General features: G+C 40.5%; 19 protein-coding genes and 2 pseudogenes. 13 read left to right on the forward strand and 8 right to left on the reverse strand.

The genetic code is table 11. From position 1 onward, the window contains the following. The first annotated feature begins 108 nt into the window (after nt 1-108). From ACE1TF_RS04060 to ACE1TF_RS04090, 7 genes are all read left to right on the forward strand, one after another. Nucleotides 109-2,046: a hypothetical protein gene (locus ACE1TF_RS04060; protein WP_375014478.1), complete on the forward strand. Its 1,938-nt coding sequence runs from the start codon at nt 109-111 to the stop codon at nt 2,044-2,046. Next, nucleotides 2,043-2,915, forward strand: a complete 873-nt coding sequence (locus tag ACE1TF_RS04065) for an ATP-binding cassette domain-containing protein (RefSeq protein ID WP_375014480.1) — start codon at nt 2,043-2,045, stop codon at nt 2,913-2,915. Before ACE1TF_RS04060 ends, ACE1TF_RS04065 begins: the two co-directional genes overlap by 4 nt. Beyond that, nucleotides 2,908-3,534, forward strand: coding sequence for a hypothetical protein (locus ACE1TF_RS04070; RefSeq protein ID WP_375014482.1), 627 nt, complete (start codon nt 2,908-2,910; stop codon nt 3,532-3,534). The genes ACE1TF_RS04065 and ACE1TF_RS04070 overlap by 8 nt, the downstream gene beginning before the upstream one ends. Before the next feature lie 81 nt (nt 3,535-3,615). Then, nucleotides 3,616-5,064 carry a DEAD/DEAH box helicase gene (locus ACE1TF_RS04075; protein ID WP_375014484.1) on the forward strand — a complete coding sequence of 483 codons (1,449 nt, stop codon included), beginning with the start codon at nt 3,616-3,618 and terminating at the stop codon, nt 5,062-5,064. Between the two features lie 97 nt (nt 5,065-5,161). Then, nucleotides 5,162-5,737 (forward strand): TetR/AcrR family transcriptional regulator, encoded by a 576-nt coding sequence (locus ACE1TF_RS04080; RefSeq protein ID WP_375014486.1) that lies wholly within the window; start codon nt 5,162-5,164, stop codon nt 5,735-5,737. Between the two features lie 133 nt (nt 5,738-5,870). Beyond that, nucleotides 5,871-6,632, forward strand: a complete 762-nt coding sequence (locus ACE1TF_RS04085) for an SDR family oxidoreductase (protein ID WP_042402596.1) — start codon at nt 5,871-5,873, stop codon at nt 6,630-6,632. A 289-nt stretch (nt 6,633-6,921) separates the two neighbouring features. Continuing rightward, nucleotides 6,922-7,455, forward strand: coding sequence for a GNAT family N-acetyltransferase (locus ACE1TF_RS04090; RefSeq protein WP_375014488.1), 534 nt, complete (start codon nt 6,922-6,924; stop codon nt 7,453-7,455). A 171-nt stretch (nt 7,456-7,626) separates the two neighbouring features. Here ACE1TF_RS04090 and ACE1TF_RS04095 read toward each other — a convergent pair. From ACE1TF_RS04095 to ACE1TF_RS04125, 7 genes and pseudogenes are all read right to left on the reverse strand, one after another. Next, nucleotides 7,627-8,116 (reverse strand): annotated as a pseudogene (locus ACE1TF_RS04095) (GNAT family N-acetyltransferase). Nucleotides 8,117-8,264: 148 nt separating this feature from the next. Next, entirely contained in the window at nt 8,265-8,855 is a 591-nt protein-coding gene (locus ACE1TF_RS04100) for an SCO family protein (protein ID WP_375014490.1), read from the reverse strand. Nucleotides 8,856-9,261: 406 nt separating this feature from the next. Beyond that, nucleotides 9,262-10,305 (reverse strand): flavin-containing monooxygenase, encoded by a 1,044-nt coding sequence (locus ACE1TF_RS04105; RefSeq protein ID WP_375014491.1) that lies wholly within the window; start codon nt 10,303-10,305, stop codon nt 9,262-9,264. 29 nt (nt 10,306-10,334) lie between these two features. Next, nucleotides 10,335-12,473 (reverse strand): heavy metal translocating P-type ATPase, encoded by a 2,139-nt coding sequence (locus tag ACE1TF_RS04110; protein WP_375014493.1) that lies wholly within the window; start codon nt 12,471-12,473, stop codon nt 10,335-10,337. 1 nt (nt 12,474) lies between these two features. Further along, on the reverse strand, nt 12,475-12,837 hold the full coding sequence (locus tag ACE1TF_RS04115; protein WP_375014495.1) for an ArsR/SmtB family transcription factor: 363 nt from the start codon (nt 12,835-12,837) through the stop codon (nt 12,475-12,477). A 633-nt stretch (nt 12,838-13,470) separates the two neighbouring features. Next, the gene (locus tag ACE1TF_RS04120) at nt 13,471-13,914 is read right to left on the reverse strand and encodes a hypothetical protein (protein ID WP_375014497.1); all 444 of its coding nucleotides are present in this window, start codon (nt 13,912-13,914) and stop codon (nt 13,471-13,473) included. Then, entirely contained in the window at nt 13,911-14,216 is a 306-nt protein-coding gene (locus ACE1TF_RS04125) for a PadR family transcriptional regulator (RefSeq protein ID WP_375014499.1), read from the reverse strand. Before ACE1TF_RS04125 ends, ACE1TF_RS04120 begins: the two co-directional genes overlap by 4 nt. Before the next feature lie 199 nt (nt 14,217-14,415). Between ACE1TF_RS04125 and ACE1TF_RS04130 the strand changes: the two genes are divergently transcribed. From ACE1TF_RS04130 to ACE1TF_RS04155, 6 genes are all read left to right on the forward strand, one after another. Further along, nucleotides 14,416-14,730 carry an ArsR/SmtB family transcription factor gene (locus ACE1TF_RS04130; protein ID WP_042426708.1) on the forward strand — a complete coding sequence of 105 codons (315 nt, stop codon included), beginning with the start codon at nt 14,416-14,418 and terminating at the stop codon, nt 14,728-14,730. Nucleotides 14,731-14,784: 54 nt separating this feature from the next. Continuing rightward, the gene (locus tag ACE1TF_RS04135) at nt 14,785-15,174 is read left to right on the forward strand and encodes an ArsI/CadI family heavy metal resistance metalloenzyme (protein WP_375014501.1); all 390 of its coding nucleotides are present in this window, start codon (nt 14,785-14,787) and stop codon (nt 15,172-15,174) included. A gap of 119 nt (nt 15,175-15,293) precedes the next feature. Beyond that, entirely contained in the window at nt 15,294-15,635 is a 342-nt protein-coding gene (locus ACE1TF_RS04140) for an ArsR/SmtB family transcription factor (RefSeq protein ID WP_375014503.1), read from the forward strand. 13 nt (nt 15,636-15,648) lie between these two features. After that, nucleotides 15,649-16,947, forward strand: a complete 1,299-nt coding sequence (locus ACE1TF_RS04145) for an arsenic transporter (RefSeq protein ID WP_375014505.1) — start codon at nt 15,649-15,651, stop codon at nt 16,945-16,947. A gap of 12 nt (nt 16,948-16,959) precedes the next feature. Beyond that, nucleotides 16,960-17,376 carry an arsenate reductase (thioredoxin) gene (gene arsC / locus ACE1TF_RS04150; RefSeq protein ID WP_375014507.1) on the forward strand — a complete coding sequence of 139 codons (417 nt, stop codon included), beginning with the start codon at nt 16,960-16,962 and terminating at the stop codon, nt 17,374-17,376. Nucleotides 17,377-17,831: 455 nt separating this feature from the next. Next, the gene (locus ACE1TF_RS04155) at nt 17,832-18,605 is read left to right on the forward strand and encodes an alpha/beta fold hydrolase (RefSeq protein ID WP_375014509.1); all 774 of its coding nucleotides are present in this window, start codon (nt 17,832-17,834) and stop codon (nt 18,603-18,605) included. A gap of 506 nt (nt 18,606-19,111) precedes the next feature. On the opposite strand, the pseudogene ACE1TF_RS04160 reads toward ACE1TF_RS04155, so the two are convergent. Beyond that, nucleotides 19,112-19,659: pseudogene (locus ACE1TF_RS04160) on the reverse strand (DUF1697 domain-containing protein). Nucleotides 19,660-19,742: the final 83 nt, after the last annotated feature.

Here is a 19,742-nt window from a genome sequence, read left to right on the forward strand (position 1 = left end):
AGGATTTGGAATAGAAATTTTCGAAACGTCAGTAGGTGCACAAAGATGAGAATAAAGTTCCTCTATACATTCTACTTAAGACGTTTAATTAAGAGTAAATTATACGTCTTGGCTTATCTTTTTTTGATCATTATGGTTCTTTCTAGAATCTATATAAACGTTATCGTACGCTCAACGGAAGAAAGCTATGGCCACTTACCTAGTGAATTAAATATTCTTGTTCAAGCGACGAGTGTATTGATTCTTCTTTATTTTTACTTACAGTATTCGAATGAAATTAAGTTTGGGGTCCAGTATTCGTTCTCTGATGGCTATCAGATTATGTTACAAAAGGTTTTAGGGTTGCTGCTTGCGCATATCACATATTTATCAGTACTATTATTCCTTGTTTATAGTCTATATGGACTGACTTATTTATATGTAGGCATCCCATTATCAAGTATTTATTGGTCAATGTTCTTGTTTATTACCATGTATCTATTCGTCCCATTCGTCATCTATGCTTTGTTTGGTGTTTTACTCGCAGTTACGTTTGGTCGCAACAGTATTGGTTTAATTGTACTATTGATCGTTTGGGTTGCAGCAGGCACATACAATCGACAGTTCTTTCATGTATGGTTTGGTGGGGCGAATGACCTTTCGAGTTTGTTTAGTATTGGTCCAACGAATGATTTCATGATTTATTTTTCGTATCTAGGGTATGACCTTGGGGTTGATGATGCCTTAAGGGCAGGTGCGTGGGTGGCATTTCTTTGTGCTTTGGTGCTCGTGTTTACGATGAAATGGTTGAACGACCATCGAACAGGGACGATTGTACTCGGTGTGATTGTTGCGAGTGTTCTACTCGCTGTTTTTTCTGCGTTTGGATCCATTCAGCTAAGCTCCAAAGCATTTAACGGCGTCGATGGAGATCGTGAGGTGACGTACTATGAACAGCTCGCTGATTTTTCATCAGATATGAATTATGAAATTGAATCGTATCTATTAACATTAGAAGGAAATCGGGTGATCGCAAATCTAAGACTTAGCGAACTCGCTACTTTGACGCCAACTTTTCAATTGTATCACGGATACCCGATAGACAACATCGAAGGGGGAGATGAGCAAGTACCCTATGAACGACACGGGGACCAAGTGAAAGTATTCCTACCTTCTGAAAATGTGGAGAATATAAAGGTTGTTTATCAACTGGTTGATACTGCAATTATGCCTTACAAGGGCAATCGTTATTCATACCCGGGAAATATGGCGTGGTATCCAAAACGGTTGGATGATCATATGCTTTCTTTTCAAACAGCTGACCTATCCGGAACGAATGACTTTAAACTAACTAAGGATCTAATCGAGGAACCGCTGCTCAATTTTCAGCTGAAGGTCACAGAAGATCTTCTATTTACGAACTTAGAGGCTACAGCTCCAGGGGTATATGAAGGCAGTACAGAAGCGGTCTCGGTCATTCGTGGGGAAGGGGAACAGTATGAATACAATGGCTATACGGTAGTAGCCCCCGCAGATTGGCCGAATATGGATGAACGAATTCCCGTTGTCGTCTCGAGGTGGGAGGAAATCATCCTGCAGTTGAGAGATATTGGCTTCACTGACGTTCAAAATGTACCGAAGCAGCTCATTCTATCGTACCCTCATTTGCATCGGGAAAGCTTTATGACCAGTGATCATATGATGTATATCGCATATGGACTTGAAGGCATTCATGATGATTTAATCTTTAGTAATTTTGAGAGAGATTTTATTCAAATGACCCTTCCCGTAAAAGGCAATGTGGTCGTGTATCGTTCGTGGCTAGAACTGATGAGTCACTATATGTGGGAACAATCGGAAAACATAGAGGGTAGAGAGAGGAACGCTTTTGTAGCTACTCACAACAGTTTCCGGAACCCCGAACAGTACGATGAGATGCTCTATCACTTTGACAACCTTGACGAGGAAAAGAAACCGTCATTTTTGTATGAATGGTATCGACTGTTGGATGACATGACGTCCATTGACGACATAAATACATTAATAGAGGAGTTCAATGAAAGGTGAAAGTATCCATTAATGGCGTAAGCAAAAAATATAAAAAGACCTTTGTATTAAGAAATGTTGATTTGGAGTTTGCGGGCGTATATGGTCTGCTTGGACCAAATGGTGCAGGCAAAACAACGCTAATGAAGATCATTGCCGGAATGGAGCGTCTACATGAAGGCGAAGTTTACGTCGACGATGTCTTAATGAGTAAGCGTTCATACGTAAAGCGGACAGACTTGATCGGGTACCTTCCTCAAGATTTCATGGTGTACCCTGATTTATCCGTTTATGAGGTATTAGAGCATATCGCACATTTACAAGGCATGCATGCCCTTAAAATTCCAGGGGAGATTCGGAGAATTATTGACCTTGTTCATTTAGCAGAACATGTGCAAAAAAAGATGAACAACCTATCCGGAGGAATGAGAAGAAGGGTAGGAATTGCACAATTGCTTCTTCGAAACCCCCAGGTACTTGTGTTTGATGAACCAACCGCAGGATTAGACATTGACGAGCGTATTCGTTTTCGAAACTTGTTGCGACGGTTAGGTGCGACGCACACAGTCATCATTTCTTCTCATCTCGTTGAAGATATAGAATTTCTCTGCAATCGTATCGGTATTATCCGAAAAGGGGTTGTCTTGTTTGAAGGCACCCCAAGTGAGTTGAAAAGCTTTGCGAAAGATGTGGTGTTTGAACATCATGTGAAACATGATCAGTTAGATGGGATCATCGATCATGAGGAAGTCATCCAGCTCGAAGATCACAATGAGTATGTAATCGTGCGGGTGTTAACACAGCATCCGGGAAAAGAAGCCGGGGTGCGTGTCGAACCGCGCCTCATTGACGGGTACCTTTCTCTATTGCGAAGTGATGTGTATGGGTAATGTGTGGCGCGAGTTTTCTTTCGATTATAAAGTCATTGGCATGAGTTATGCCATTCCCTTCGTAAGCTACGTACTTTGTATCATGATTATATTATCCGACTCTAGCTCGAGCGATCCGTACTTTGGCTACGCTTTTTTACAAGGAATGGCGATTCCGTTAGCGGGGGTGCACACCGTGTTTCTGTATAAGTATGTGTTAGAGGACGGTGCTTTTGAAACGCTCGTACCGCTCCATCGTAAGCGGATATACGTTGATGTAATGCGTTACACACTCCTTCACGGAGGCATCGTCTTTGCCCTTCTGATGCTACTGGTGTATGTAAATGGAAGCCAATTTTTCACGATAGAAAAAACCGTACACATAGTAGCTTTGTTTATCTTTTACCAACTCATTGGCCTCGCGCTACTCACATTCATTCGGAATTTTGAAATTTCAGTAGCGGTTGTGGGTATGTATACCTTCATTGAGGTGGTCACACGCGGTGAATTCATGCCATGGCCAAGAATCTTTATCTTTTACGACCCCTTTTTGTATGACATGCAGTGGAAATTTTTCTTTATTGGTTTAGGCATCGTTTTGTCTTTAATTCAAATCATTAGAACTTTTTCTCTGAGGTGAGTCATTTTCTAAGGTATAATTATAGTTTCGTAAGGAGAAGATCTAGGCAGTGAAACTACCTTTAGTAAATGAGGCATACACATGACACAACATCGCTTTACAGCGTACGGATTAAGTGACGAATTGAATCAAGCGTTAGCGAACTTGAACTATGATTCGCCGACCCCGGTACAAAGGCAGGTGATCCCGCTCGTTCTGGAAAAGAAAGACGTGATTGTCTCGTCGCACACGGGAAGTGGGAAAACGGCTGCGTACGGAATTCCAATTTGCGAGCAGGTGGATTGGCAAGAGAATAAGCCGCAAGCGCTCGTGCTTACACCAACACGGGAGTTGGCGTTTCAAGTGAAAGAGGACATCGTCAATTTAGGCCGCTATAAACGAATTAAAGCTTCGGCGGTCGTTGGGAAACAACCGTTTTTTAAACAAAAAGATGAACTAAAGCAAAAAACACATGTCGTCGTTGGCACGCCTGGACGGATGCTCGACCATATTGAAAAAGGCACGCTGCCGCTCGAACATATAAAGTACTTGGTTATCGATGAAGCGGATGAAATGCTAAACATGGGGTTTATTGAGCAAGTTGAGGCGATTATTTCTGAAGTTCCCGAGCAAAGGGTGACGATGTTATTCTCAGCAACCTTACCCGAGCGAGTGAAGGAACTCTCAAGTCAATATATGAACGCGCCGGTTGATGTTGACATTGAAGAAGATGGCACAACAGTGGAACAGATTGACCATACGCTTTATCGTGTAGACGAAGAGAACAAATTCGCATTGTTGGAAGATATTACGGTTGTGGAAAACCCAGATAGTGCCATCGTATTTTGTAGTACGCAAGAACGCGTCGACACCGTTTCTGAGCAACTCGTTGATCGAGGGTATGACTGTGATAAACTGCACGGCGGTATGGAACAGTATGATCGACTTGACGTGATGGAGGAGTTTAGAAGAGGGGAGTTTCGCTATCTCATTGCCACCGACGTCGCTGCGAGAGGTATTGATGTTGAGCGGATCAGCCATGTGATCAACTATGATCTTCCAACGGACAAAGAACGGTACGTCCACCGTACAGGTAGAACCGGTCGTGCTGGGCATATTGGCAAAGCCATTACGTTTGTCACCTCAGCTGAAGACGAGTCGCTCGAAGCAATCGAAAACTATATCGGGTTCCAAATCCCCGAGTCCACATCGCCATCACGAGAACAAGTACGCCGGGCTAAACCTGAATTCCTAAAGAAGGTCAACAGCCAACCAGTCCGAAAAAAAGCCAAAAATGAGCAGCTGAACGAAAACATCATGAAACTATATTTCAATGGGGGAAAGCGAAAGAAATTGCGCGCGGTTGATTTCGTCGGAACGATCGCCAAAATTGATGGAGTGACCGCCGAAGACATTGGGATTATTACGATTGAAGAGACGCAAACGTATGTGGAAATCTTAAACGGCAAAGGGCAAGTGGTGCTTGATACGATGAGACATACGACAGTGAAAGGCAAACAGTTAAAAGTCCATATCGCGAGAAAACGTTAAGTGGAGAGCCTGGTGAGGCTCTTCGCTTTATTTATAAAAGTAACATGAAAGCGACGATCTTCAGCTATAATGGAGGTCAAATGGAGGTGGACAATCGATGCACGATTCCTATCCAGATTTACGGGTTAAGCGAACACGCCGCGCCATTAAACGCGCTTTTACAGAACTGCTTCACGAAATGCCATTAGAGAAAATCACCGTTCATACGTTGGCGAAGCGAGCGGAGATTAACCGGGTCACGTTTTATGATCATTATCACGATATATATAACCTAGCCGATCATTTCATTTCCGATAAACTCTACGACATACGTACAGCTTTAACCCTTGAGAACACGGACATTGACGAAGACCAGCGTGCAGAACAAGCACTCTCTCGTTTGTTAGAACATATTGCTGTTAATGAACAAGTGTACCGAATGCTGCTCGTCGACCAGCAACTGCCTGCCTTTACAAAAAAGCTTACAAACTTGCTTCATTCGCTCATTTTAAAGCCTGATCCAGCAAATGCATTTTACTCGATTCAGACGCCTGAAGAAGTTGCTCGCTGGTATGCTTCCTCGGCCCTTTTAGGAACGATTTCGATGTGGTTGGAACATGGTATGCCATACACACCAAAGGTGCTCGCTGAGCAACTAATCAAATTGAATCCATTCCGCAACGATAATTCATAAGAAACGTTCCTTTACACTTTTTGGACATCTGTCGTTTTTCTTACACACTTGAGGGAATTGTCAATTGTTCCCTGGATGGATTGGAGATAGCATGGAAGGTGAGATGAACAACATTTGAAAAGGATGTGTAACGATGAAACTTGATCAAAAGGTAGCGGTGGTTACTGGAGCCGCCTCTGGTATGGGTGAAGCCATTGCAAAGCTTTACGCGCGAGAAGGCGCGAGTGTTGTTGTTGCAGACTTGAATGAAGAAGGTGCCAATGCTGTTACCGCATCGATTAAAGAGCAAGGTGGACAAGCCGTTGCTGTTAAAGTGAACGTCGCTGAACAAGACGATGTGAATACGATGATCGAAACCGCTGTAGATACATTCGGTTCCATCGATATTCTTGTGAATAATGCTGGGATTATGGACGGATTTGAACCAGCTGGAGAAATTACGGATGAGAAATGGGATTTACTATTTGAGGTGAATACGAAAAGCGTCATGCGCTCAACACGGAAAGCCCTTCCTTACTTCCTTGAAAAAGAAGCAGGGGTGATTGTGAATATCGCTTCTTCAGGAGGCTTAAATGGTGCGCATGCGGGGGTTTCCTATACAGCCTCAAAACATGCAGTGGTTGGCATCACGAAGAATACCGGCTATATGTATGCGGATAAAGGGATTCGCTGTAACGCCATTGCGCCAGGTGGCGTGCAAACGAATATCGCTTCTTCCTTAAACAACGTAAGTGAGTTCGGCAGTGGTCGCTTGCAAGCCGCCCGTTCTGTAATGCCACGCGTCGGACAAGCAGACGAAATTGCAAAAGTAGCTCTGTTCTTAGCTTCCGATGATGCTAGCTTTGTCAACGGTACGGTCGTCACCGCAGACGCTGGCTGGACGTCAGCGTTTTAAAGGTTGTCATTTTCTATCCCACTAAAAAACAGTTCCTAAAGAGGTTTAGGAACTGTTTTTTTCGATTAATGGCTTACTAACGCTGCCTTTATAAGCAAACGTAGAAGTAATAGAATTGACCATAATGACATATCACTATAAACTACAACTATATCATTTTGGAGGTTTTTGTTTGTCAAATTTATGTTTAGAGCTGGTCGTGTAACCACTTTCTTAATGACTACGTTCATATGGAAAGTGCCATTTTTAGCACCACAATAGAAGATATAAAATGAATAGGAGACTATACATGGACATTAAAATTCGACCAGAATTGAATACAGAATATAGAGCAACAGAAGAAACGATTCAAACCGCTTTTTTGCATGAAGAATTTAGCGATAAAAGTGAGCATCTATTAGTGAATAAGATTAGAAAATCAGATGCATTCATACCCGAACTCTCACTAGTCGCGTTGAATCAAAATGAAGATATTATAGGTCATATCCTTCTATCAAAAATCAAAATTGTAGAGGGTGCGAATAAAGTAGATTCTTTAGCACTTGCTCCAGTATCTGTTACTCCTAAACACCAGAAAAACGGGATTGGAAGCCAGTTAATTCGTGCTGCACTAAAGAAAGCAAATGATCTTGGTTATCGCTCTGTCATTGTACTAGGTCATAAAGATTACTATTCGAAGTTTGGCTTTAAACAAGCCCGCTTGTGGAACATAAAAGCTCCATTTGACGTGCCCGACGAACAATTTATGGCTTTAGAGATAACAGATCATGCCCTTGACAATGTTTCGGGTGTTGTTCAGTATTCAGAAGCCTTCTTAGATTAAATGGCTTCATGAAAACAGTAGCCATTCATAAGAGGCAGTCCGGGATGTATGAAACTCTGGACGCCTTTTTTAATTTCTGGCAAAAACTCCTAAGCATGATGACAACTGTTATATTCTTGCAAATAAGGTTTACGCATTGTAAGAACGGACAATTAAATCACATAATGCCATTTATTTGCTCATTTTGTTAAACGTTTGAATCAGGAACTGTTCAGCATCAATGATAACTTGTCCTTCGTTATATGGAAATTGTAATTAACTTTACAGCGACTTCCAAAAAGAAACCACAGGTGCATTGTTCATGAGTCTGATGACAAAATACGTTCCTTGCTAATCCTCAAGTAATCGTTTGTCGACTCGTTTCCCTACGCCTTTATATTTGTTTAGTATAAAAATGTCATTAATACCAAAATCGTTTTCCTTCGTTAAAAAAGGATGTTCAAGTAAAAAGATAAAGCCGATAATATCTCCATCAAATTTTATGAAATAAAGAGGGCATCCCTTTACTGACCAGAACTCATCTAAGCTCTCATATTCAAAAAACTTCTTTTCCAATCGTTATTTTGGAAGTAAATGCCGAAAGATCACGTAAATACAAAGAACAAAGGTTTATCAAAGTAACTTTTTTAGACGTTTGAACTTGTTTTATCGTGACAGACAATTACATTTCTTTTGTCGGAACTAGTTGTTATTTCGTCTTAGCAGGAAAGACCTGAGTAAGACTAGATGGCATAACGAAACATCCATAAACTGTAGGTATTGCACTTTTAGTAGCCCTTAAGGGGTTGTATCATACATGTAACGCTTGTCTATAGCCCTATTTGTTGTAAATCCGTTATCACTTCATTAATAGGTGTATTCATCCCATCATAAAAACGAATAATTTCTTGTTCGTCTGTAATCAAGAAGAAGTTTACCCCATGAATAATATCATTTCCTTCAGGATCGTCACGCAATTCTTGACGAAAACTACCTTCTGAAAGTTCTTGAATTGTTTCATCACTATAGCCCGTTAGAAATGTCCAATTGTCTATATCCACTCCGTAGTTCGTTGCATATTCAGTTAAAACTTCTGGACTGTCGTTGTCTGGATCAACAGTAAATGACACAAACTCCACATCCAATCCTTGTGATTGGACAGCTTCTTGTAAATCAACCATATTTGGCGTCATCGTATTACAAACGGTCGGGCATGATGTGAAGATAAAGTCTGCAATCCAATATTCGTCTTCAAGATCTGATAAACCGAAGTCTTCAGCATTCTGATCAATAAAGTCAAATGATTCAACTTCCCATCCAGCTTCACTAATGTCAGTGATTCCTTGTACATCGTCTATGGTTTGATTCTGACACCCAGCGAACAATAAGCTTGCAGCGATAACTCCTAAAAAGCGTTTCATCATCAAATCTCCTAATCTGTCTTAATTTCAAGTGCCTCACTAGGCTAGACATGCATTCTATACGCAGTTACGTAGGATTGGATTTCGTAAATACCTTCCTCAATAAACGTATGTTCTATAATATAGACACCGTCTTCCGTCGATGTTGCAAGGATTAATACCCAACGCTTTGGCCCTCGACACGGATTTCAACCTTAAATTCATTGGCATCTTCCACAGGTTCGCTATCTTAAAATACGGTAGTGTTAACAACAACCTCTTCACCGATTTCTGCAACATTTGGCACGTCAATTACGATCTCGACAGGTTACATGGATAAAGTTAATGGATTTTCTTCCACGGATGATTGACACCCGACTAAGATGAATAAGAAAGTTACTCCAAAAATAGCTTTTCTCATTTTGTTTCATTTCCCTTCAAGCTCTTGCTTAATGATATTCGCCAACCTTGTTGCATCAAAGCTAACACCTTTTAACAGAGCCGAACCCCTATGTGTTTGCCAACTTAAACCAATAAAATAGATTCCCTTTTCTGGAGTTACCCCTTTTTCATGAATAGCATGGCCTTCTTGATCGAGTACTCCCTCTACGTTTAGCCATGAGTAATCATTTCGATAACCGGTTGCCCATATCACTACGTCCACCTCATCGACTTCACCTGATTGATAATAGGCTTTTCCATTTCTAAATTCGGTTAAGCGACCCTTTATGGTTACTGTCTCTTTTACAGTCTTGTAATCATCACCGATGAGAGGCTCATTTCTCATAAGTAAATTCCCAAGGCTGGATTTTGGAGATACGTTATTAATCTTCAAAACATCCATCCACCAAAACAAACTTTTCCCTGCTATTCTTTGAGGTAGGCGTTTAATTGGTTTGCTGGCAGATAAAATAACTTGATGCGTTTTCGAAAGTTCTGAAGCAATTTGTACACCCGAATTACCTGCCCCCACAATGAGCACTTTATTTCCTTGAATTTGCTTAGGGTTCTTATAAGTTGAGGCATGTAACATCTGTTCTACTGAATGGTCATGGATCTCAGGTGTGAAGGGTCGTTGGAAAGCACCTGTTGCAACAACAAGGTGAGTAGCTTTATACGAACTAGTCAGCGTATGAACACTGTACAAGCCATCTTTTTCTTTATTTACGTGAATCACTTTTTGTTGGAGTAGAACAGGCAATTCGTAATTTCTTTGAAAATCGTTCAAATAGTCCACGATTTCATCTTTCGATGGATAGGCATTCGGATTTCCCTTTAGAGGGAAGTCAAACAACTGACTATACTTTTTAGGAGTAAATAACGTTAAGGATTCGTATCGCATTTTCCAAGCTGCTCCTATGGCATCGTTCTCGTCTATAATTAATATAGATACTCCCTGATCCTTAAGCGCATAACCCATGGCGAGGCCGGCTTGACCGCCTCCAATAATGATTGTCTGGAACGTGTCCATGCGTACTTCTCCTTCTGAAGCGCTCTTAATTACCGCTTTAACGATTTATTTTTTCGTAGTAAACGTAAACTATTAAGGGTGACTAACAGTGTAGCCCCCATATCAGAAAGGATTGCAATCCATAACGTTAGCCAACCTGGAATAACGAGTAAGAGTGCTATGGCTTTTAAACCTAATGATAAAGCAATATTTTGCTTAATAATCGTCAACGCTCGTCGACTTAGTGACACGGTATAAGGTAATTTCTCTAAATCATCACCCATAAGAGCGACATCTGAGGTCTCTAATGCTGTGTCAGTCCCAGCTCCACCCATCGCAATTCCCACACTTGATGCAGCTAAAGCAGGTGCATCATTAATTCCATCTCCAACCATCGCAACATTACCGTGCGTTTCTCGGAGTTCTTTAATCGAAGTGAGTTTGTCATCTGGCATGAGCTCTGCGTGAACATTTGTAACACCGAGCTTCATAGCAATGGCTTGTGCAGTTTTTTTATCATCACCAGTGAGCATTACTGTATGTTTAATGCCTATGGAATGTAATGTATTTATAACCGATTTGCTTTGATCTCTCGCTTCATCTGACACACCGATAACAGCAAGAATCTTGTCGGTGTCACTCATTACCATGACGGTTTTACCGTTTGTTTGTAACTCGTTGACAATTGTATTGACCTCTTCTGATAGATTGATGTTTGCCTGATGATCAAACAATTGCCGGTTCCCGATCCAGATAGAACGACCGTTCACGTTTGCACGAACACCTTTACCCGTAACGGATGAGAAGTTATCGACAATTACGTTGTGGTAATCAATTTGTTCTTGTTGAGCATGTCTAATAATGGCACCAGCTAATGGATGTTGTGAATACGATTCTATAGCCGTTACCCATTGCAAGATTGTGTAATCCATCTCCGTAGATAAATTATAGTAATCTGTTAAACTAGGTTCGCCTTTCGTTAATGTCCCTGTCTTATCAAAGGCAATCGCTTTAATTTGTCCGAGTTCTTCTAAGTACGCTCCGCCTTTAATGAGCACACCTTGTTTCGCTGCATTACCAATTGCAGTCACAATCGCAACTGGCGTTGAAATGACTAAGGCGCATGGACAACCAACAACGAGCACGGCTAAACCTTGATACACCCATGCTTCCCAGCTGCCACCCATAACGAGTGGCGGGAATACTGCTACAAGACCAGCAACGACCATAATTGCAGGTGTATAATATTTGGCAAACCGGTCAATAAACGATTGAGTCTGCGCGCGTTCTGCTTGTGCTTCTTCAACGAGGTGAATAATCTTTGCAAGAGTTGTATCTTTCACGCGTTTGGTTACTTTGACTTCCAGATAGCCTTCTGTATTAAGTGTTCCGGCAAATACCGTGTCTCCTGTGTTTTTCTCTACAGGAATTGACTCTCCTGTAATCGCACTCTGGTTAATAGATGAATGGCCACGTAAAACCTCACCGTCCATCGCAAGCTTTTCTCCCGGTTTTACGACGAGGATATCTCCAACCTCAATATCTTTAACGGACAACATCATTTCTTTCCCTTGACGCAAAATCGTTGCTTGCTTTGGAGCGATTGACATTAGCGAACGAATGCTTTGTCTCGCTTTATCCATAGAGAAGCGTTCTAGTTGCTCACTAATAGCAAAAAGTAGAACGACAATTGCTCCTTCTGTCCACTCTCCAATAATGATTGCTCCGATAACCGCTACAGTCATTAAAGTTTTCATATCAAACTGTAGGCGGGTCAGGTTTTGTAATCCTGTTTTGAACAATGAATATCCACCAACAGCCATCGATAACAGAAAGAATGAATATGATAAAGCATGTTCTTCACCGAAGGAGGTTTGATTAATCAGACCGATAAAAAACAGAACAGAGGCTAGTAGTACATTCCAATATTTCATTACGAATAATTTCTTCGGGCGTTCTACTGTTACTTCGTCATCTTCTGAACGTACGTGTAAATTCTCAAATGCTCCAGCTTTTTCAAGTTGCTCAATAGATGCAGAGCCGTATACTGTTATTTTCGACGCTGCAAAGTTCACTTCAGCATCAGAGACCGTATCAATTCGTTTTACATTTTTTTCAAACGTACCCGCACACCCGGCACAAGAAAACCCATTCACACGGTACACCTGTTTGTTCGTTAAGTTAGCCATCTTACTCCTCCGCATGAGTCATGGCAAGTGTAATTAAAGCCGTCACATGAGGGTCATCAAGAGAATAAAACACAAGTTTTCCTTCTTTACGGCTCTTTGCTAACCTCATATTTCGTAAATGGCGCAAATGATGAGATGCGGTTGCATTCGTTGTTCCAATGATATTTGCTACATCACATACGCATAGCTCATTTTCTTGTGTCAACGTAAAAGCCACTTTTAACCGTGTTTGATCAGCCAAAGCTTTGAATAGATCTGCTGCATTACTAAAGCGATGTTTCCCGACCACTCCTGAGATCCGGGTAACTTTTTCTTCGTCGTAACAAAAAACATCACACGTATCTTTTTTAGTTTCCTCCATCATCTCACCTCGATATTCAAATACTCATTTGATTATTAGTTTATTCATATGTCATACAACTGTCAACAAACACTTATCTAATTACAAAAATTAGATCAACTCGCTATGTATACAATCATGTGAGTATTAGTTTGTTTTAAGGAAGCAATTCATTGCAACGAACGGCATAGGTATGAACAGCGTGATGGTGAGGGACATGGGGATTTAATGAAGAAGTAAAAGGCTCATGTAGTCTTTTATAATAAGCATTTCACATTCTTATAATAGATTTGACCGTATTAGCCCATAGAGCGCTCTAGTTAAGGACAGGGGGTATGTACAAGGTTCAAAATAAGTTAATGAAGGAAAGGTGATTAGGCTGAATATAGGCAGGGGATAAAGTGGAACAGATGTGGAGGAGAAGTTTTACTAAAGACGGATGAAGAAACTGTCATTTGAGGTAAAAATGAGTACACGAAATTTTTGAACACGGAGCTATATCTCATTTAACGTTAACCAAGTTGATGGAGTTTAAGGAAATAGAATTATTAACATCGATATAAAAATAAACGTTAAAAAGAATAAGGGATTATAAATGAATTTGAACGACAAGTACAAAAAAGCCCCCCCCCCCTAAATGAAGGGAAGCTTCCATCGTTAATTTGCGAGCACTAGAAACGAAACAAAAAATAGAGCATAAGAGCCCATAAACGCCATTGAAAGTTTTCCTAACTTAGTATTTAACGACAGACCTTTTGTGATGCCAAGCTTGAAAACATTAACGAGTAATACACAAACCGCCAATAAAAAGGATAACATTGCAATAATTAAAGCAATTTGTTCCAACAGAATAACCTCCCGTAATGATAGTAATTGTAATAGTACGAACACGTTGAACATGCTCATGAGTACGAATAGCCGATCCAGCCGTATGCCACAGATCGTTCTTTCACTTAGTTCTACATGCCAAGCATCAAAAATGCCTAGCAATAAATCAATAATGATCTTGCTGGAGAGTCCCGTGTGCTCTACAACTTGCTCTAACTCCTCACCGTACCTTTTTCTCCACGGTTTAGGATATAGATAAATGAGCCGTTTCATAGTAAGCCTAGCCTTTTCGAACCGAGCATCGTTATTTTTTGGAGTTCCTCAATTTGTTGCGTCAAGTGCTCGCTACCTGCTTTTGTCAATGTGTAAGGCTTTTTACGCTCTTCCGATTCAATTACACGGATATATCCAGCTTTCTCTAAACGAGAAATCGCTCCATATAAAGTTCCTGGGCCTAATTGAATATCATACGTCTGTTGAATGTCTTCCATAATTGCATAACCATGACGGTTTGTTTCTGCAAGGCTAATTAATATTAATAACGACGGTTCTGAGAACTTCCCTTTTTTGACCATCTGTTCACTCCTCACGCTATTACGTTTCGCGATATATCGTGTAACGTAATGATAAACGATGTGAAAACAAAAGTCAAAATGATCTCAAGTTATTTTTTTAAGAGAGGTCAATAATACATCAAAAAAAGTTGATTTATTAATCACTGCCTGTTATTCTTATATTAATCAAAAAATATTGATGAAAAGGTGAAATTCTCAAATGGAGGAAATGTATACAAAGTTAGCCAATGATCAATTGGCCACCTATGAAAAACAGTTTAAAGCATTAGCAGATACTAAAAGACTACAATTATTAAATTTATTAAGTGTACAAGGTGAAATGTGTGTTTGTGATTTACAAGAAGAATTAGAAATGCCACAATCGAAACTTTCCTATCACCTCAAAATTATGACGGATGCGAACTTTCTACATAAAGAAACGAGAGGAACGTGGAGCTATTACCGCATTAATAGCGACCATGTAGATTCGCTTCTTTCCGAACAGTTATGTTGTATTTTAAAGCCGTCTAAATAACGGTTTTAATTTATCTATAATTAATCAAAAAAAATTGATGAAGGAGCATGTGTAATGATGAATGTTCATATCGGTTTGAATGTACAAAACGTAGAGGAAAGTAAGGATTTTTACCAAAAGCTATTTAGTGTTCCTCCAGTAAAAGAAAAAGATGGCTATGTAAAGTTTTTGACGACAGAGCCAAATCTTAACTTAACGCTCACAAAAGCAGAAGAAGTGCAAGGGAATCAAATCAATCATTTGGGGGTTCAAGTGAACGCTAAAGAAGAAGTGTTAAAACATAAAGAACGGCTTGAAAAGGAAGGTTTCTTTGCAAGAGAAGAAATGGATACAACGTGTTGCTATGCTGTCCAAGATAAGTTTTGGGTAACCGACCCAGATGGTAATGAGTGGGAATATTTTTATACGAAGCAAGATGTTGAGGCAAAAGAGGGCTCTTCTTGATGTGCAAGCTGATTTGTCAATCGTTATAATTGTAGGCACAATATAAGTCGATCTTAATATAAAGATTGACTTATATTTATTTTTGTTTATATAATATGTCTCGGAGAGGAGCTTTATAGATGGAAAATGACAAATTAACCATGACTGAACTTACATCATGCTTAAAGGTTATTGGCGATCCGACTCGCTTTTTAATTCTTAAACTGGTTGAAAAGAAAACGTATTGTGTGTGTGAGTTTGTTGAAATGCTCGGGATTAGTCAACCTGCGGTGAGTCAGCATTTACGTAAATTAAAAGATTTAGAGTTAATCACAGAAGAACGCCGAGAGCAGTGGCGGTATTTTTCACTGAATTCAACTTCTCCTTATTTCCCTATGGTTCGCGATCTTCTTCAGTATAGTGACGATCAAGATGAACGCTATCTTCAAGCGATAGAAAGAGAAGGGCTTGCGAGTTGTTAAAGGAGATTAGTGAATGGTAGATGTGATATTGGCTTCATTGATCTTTGTCGTGACGTTAGTGCTTGTCATTTGGCAACCGAAAAACTTAAACATCGGCTGGTCGGCGATTGGCGGAGCGGTGCTTGCCCTTTTGCTCGGTGTTGTTAGCTTTACGGATGTGATTGATGTTACAGGCATTGTGTGGAATGCAACGCTTACGTTTATTGCGGTGATTCTTATCTCACTCATATTAGATGAAATTGGTTTCTTCGAATGGTCGGCGCTACATATGGCGAGAGTCGCCAAAGGAAATGCCGTTCTCATGTTTGTTTATGTCTGCTTACTTGGCTCGATTGTTGCCGCTTTTTTTGCCAACGATGGGGCAGCGTTAATTTTAACACCGATTGTTTTAGCGATGGTCCGCTCATTAAATTTCAATGAAACAATGGTTTTCCCGTTTATTATTGCGAGTGGATTTATTGCGGATACGACGTCGCTTCCACTTGTTGTGAGTAACTTAGTGAATATTGTTTCGGCGGATTTCTTTGGCATAGGTTTTATTGAATATGCGACACGTATGATTGTACCGAATTTCTTTGCTTTAATTGCGAGTATTGTTGTGTTGCTTCTTTACTTTAGAAAGAGCATTCCAAAGCGTTACGACTACTCACAATTAAAAGAACCTGCTTTAGCAATAAAAGACCCGAAGATGTTCAAATTATCTTGGGTTGTGTTAGGGTTACTGCTCGTTGGCTATATCGTCAGTGAGTTTGTTCATATCCCGGTATCGTTCGTTGCTGGAGGGATTGCAATTGTATTCTTGTTCATATCTAGAGCGAGCTCTGTCGTCAATACAACAACGGTTCTTAGAGGAGCCCCGTGGAACATTGTGTTTTTTTCCATTGGGATGTATGTCGTCGTATACGGTCTTCGAAACGTCGGGTTAACAGATGTATTAGCCGATGCGATTTTTATCGTAGCCGACCAAGGTCTGTTTGCTGCCACAATGGGAATGGGCTTTATCGCCGCGATCTTATCGTCAATGATGAATAACATGCCAACTGTTTTAATTAATGCGATTGCGATCGCAGAATCAGGAACGACAGGATTAACGAAAGAAGCATTGATTTATGCCAACGTGATTGGAGCGGACTTAGGTCCGAAAATCACCCCGATTGGGTCATTGGCAACATTGCTATGGTTACATGTGTTAACGAATAAAGGTGTGAAGATCTCTTGGGGTACGTATTTTAAAACTGGAATTGTCATAACCCTTCCAGTTCTAGCGATCACCTTATTTGGATTGTATCTATGGTTATTAATTATCTATTAATGGAGAGATAATATGAAAAAGACAATCTATTTTTTATGTACAGGAAACTCGTGCCGTTCACAAATGGCCGAAGGTTTTGCAAAACGATACTTGCAAGAGGAGTGGAATGTGTGTAGTGCAGGAATTGAAGCACATGGATTGAACCCAAATGCGGTAAAGGTAATGAAGGAAGCGGGCATTGATATTTCCGGTCAAACGTCGGATATCATTAATGTTGAATTACTCAACAATGCTGATTTTGTTGTGACGTTATGTGGAGATGCTACTGATCGGTGTCCTGTAACTCCCTCTCATGTGAAGCGTGAGCATTGGGGATTCGACGACCCTGCCAAAGCAGAAGGTACGAAAGAAGAACAATGGGCAGTTTTTAAGCGCGTTAGAGATGAGATTCGTGGGAGAATAAAGCATTTTTCGGAGACTGGGAAATAAGGAGGAGCACTGAATTAGCAGTATTTTCTCTTGAGTTTAACCGTACGTCAATGTGTGTGTTAACTCTATAAGTTAAACGATAGTTTTTCCTGATTTGCACAGTTCGTGCTTGAACATTATCATCTTTTCAAGACTTGAGAACCGGTGCAAGTGCGTCATAGGCGCTGTAGATAGCTAAAAATGTTTTTATTTCCAAAGACCCTCGATTGGAAACGGAATCACTCAACCGTGCCCGTTGTGACTTCGTTTTGCTTCCAATCGATGAACGTCTCCTTCGCTTTTTCAAGTTTGAGTTACACACCTTGCGGAGGAAAAGTAATAGAGTGAAGAATTGTGAGACAATCCCTTGCCTATTGTCGAGTGGAATTCTTTAATTGAAGCTATGTGGATTCAGCATGTAACCAATATTCTGTAAAATAGTGTGATTAGCAAGAGAGTGGGGGAGGTGTGTAATCTTGCCAAAAGCAAAGCTAAATAACATCGAAATTTATTATGAAGTTAAGGGTCAAGGTGAAGTTATCCTTTTTACACACGGTGCTTCCTGGGATTATAAACAGTGGCAACCACAAATTGAAGCCTTGTCGAAAAGCTTTACAACAATTGTATGGGATGTGCGAGGGCATGGCCGTTCTTCTTTGCCACCTGGAAAAGTGGACTCAGAAGATTTCAGTAAAGACATCGTATGTTTGCTCGATCATTTAGGTGTTGAACAAGCCCACTTGTGTGGATTATCAATGGGCGGTCATATCTCTTTACAGACAGCGGTTAGATACCCAGAAATGGTGAAATCATTAATCCTAATCGGTACGCCGTATACGAATAAGTATAACTGGGTTGAAAGAATTCTCGTACCGATTAATCGGTGGTCGAGCCATACGATACCGATGCGTTTATTGGGAGCCATACAAGCGAAAACGCTGTCTAAATTTAATAAAGACAACGAGCAATATATCAAAGAAACTGTGAAATCAATTCCGTTAAATAAGTGGGTGCGTATATGGAATTCCGTTTCAAGAATGGAAAGTAAAAGGGATCTACATAAAGTGGTTTGTCCAACACTGATCCTTCAAGGTGATCATGACAAGATGACAGAAAGGCAGCAAGAAGAAATGGCAAAAATGATTCCAAACTCCACTTTAATTTACGTGAAGGATGCACACCACGCAACGAATTTGGATAACCCAGAACAAGTAAACGATGAAATATATAAACACATCAAAAAAATGTAATCATCAACTATATGGGATGAACTTTACATTTTCTTAATATGAGCTGTTGATTCCTACTTCCACCATAGGGGGAGCTTTTTCTCCAGTACATTAGGGCAGTGCGGGTTCACTTTTCTGTCTACTGGCTAGGATTTATAGAAAGAAGTTCAAGTGTCACTTATCCCCATTTACGTGGCACTTGGTGAAGAAAACGTCACCATTTTAAAAATGAATACGCACATAAACGGAGTCAACGGTCACAAACCCCGAACTATGTGACCGTTGAGGGACTAAAAATGCCCGGCTTGAGGGCTGGATTATCACATAAAAGAGTGAGAGATCGCAACATTCCTTGCGCCAGGTGATGACCATCGGTCACGTTTTTACCCTTCGGCAAAAGCTTTTCGCTTTACCCGTACCCTTACAGTGACGAACAACGATTGGCAAAGAGCGCTGTCAATCATATCAGTGAAATTCTTTTACAACGACCGATGAACCGACCGTTAAAGTCAACTGGTTAAAGCTAGCTACTCCCGCGTAGCCAGCTTCAGTAATTTGTTTACCATATTCGCGGTTCGAATCGTAACATGTGGATACACTGAGGAGCTTGCAATCTTTGACCAAGCTGTTTTTGAATAAGTAGAAAAGGAGCCTGACCAGAAAATGACGCCATCACGATGTGTAACCTTTTCATATTCAGGTTTTGCTTCACCGACAGCTTGAAATACCTCTTTTACACGAGTCGGAGGAAGTAAAAAAATGGCATGGTGAACCATGCTTTTATCCGTATCTCCCCACCAATCTGGCGCATGCTCCAACGTTTCTATTAACTCTTTTACTGATACAACAGTAACAGGAATTTCTAGTTGAAACCTCTCTGTGATCATTTCTTCACTTCTAGTAATAAGTTGATCTTTGTCTAGACGATCGCTAGAAAAAATGACGTTCCCACTATTCATATAGGTCAACACATCGGTAAACCAATCTCTTCAAAGGCACTTTTAAGAGAAGGCATGTCTATTTTATTTTTCCCACCAACGTTAATCCCACGTAGAAAAGCAATGTACGTTTCCATTCGTTATCCCTCACTTTTGTTTCATTCTACATGATACCTGTTCAGGATAAAAAATCATCGGTCAGTTACTAGAGTTTGTAAAC

Origin of the sequence: Geomicrobium sp. JSM 1781026, from assembly GCF_041949955.1 — a bacterium.
In the GTDB taxonomy this organism is placed as follows: Bacteria; Bacillota; Bacilli; order Bacillales; family Marinococcaceae; genus Geomicrobium_A.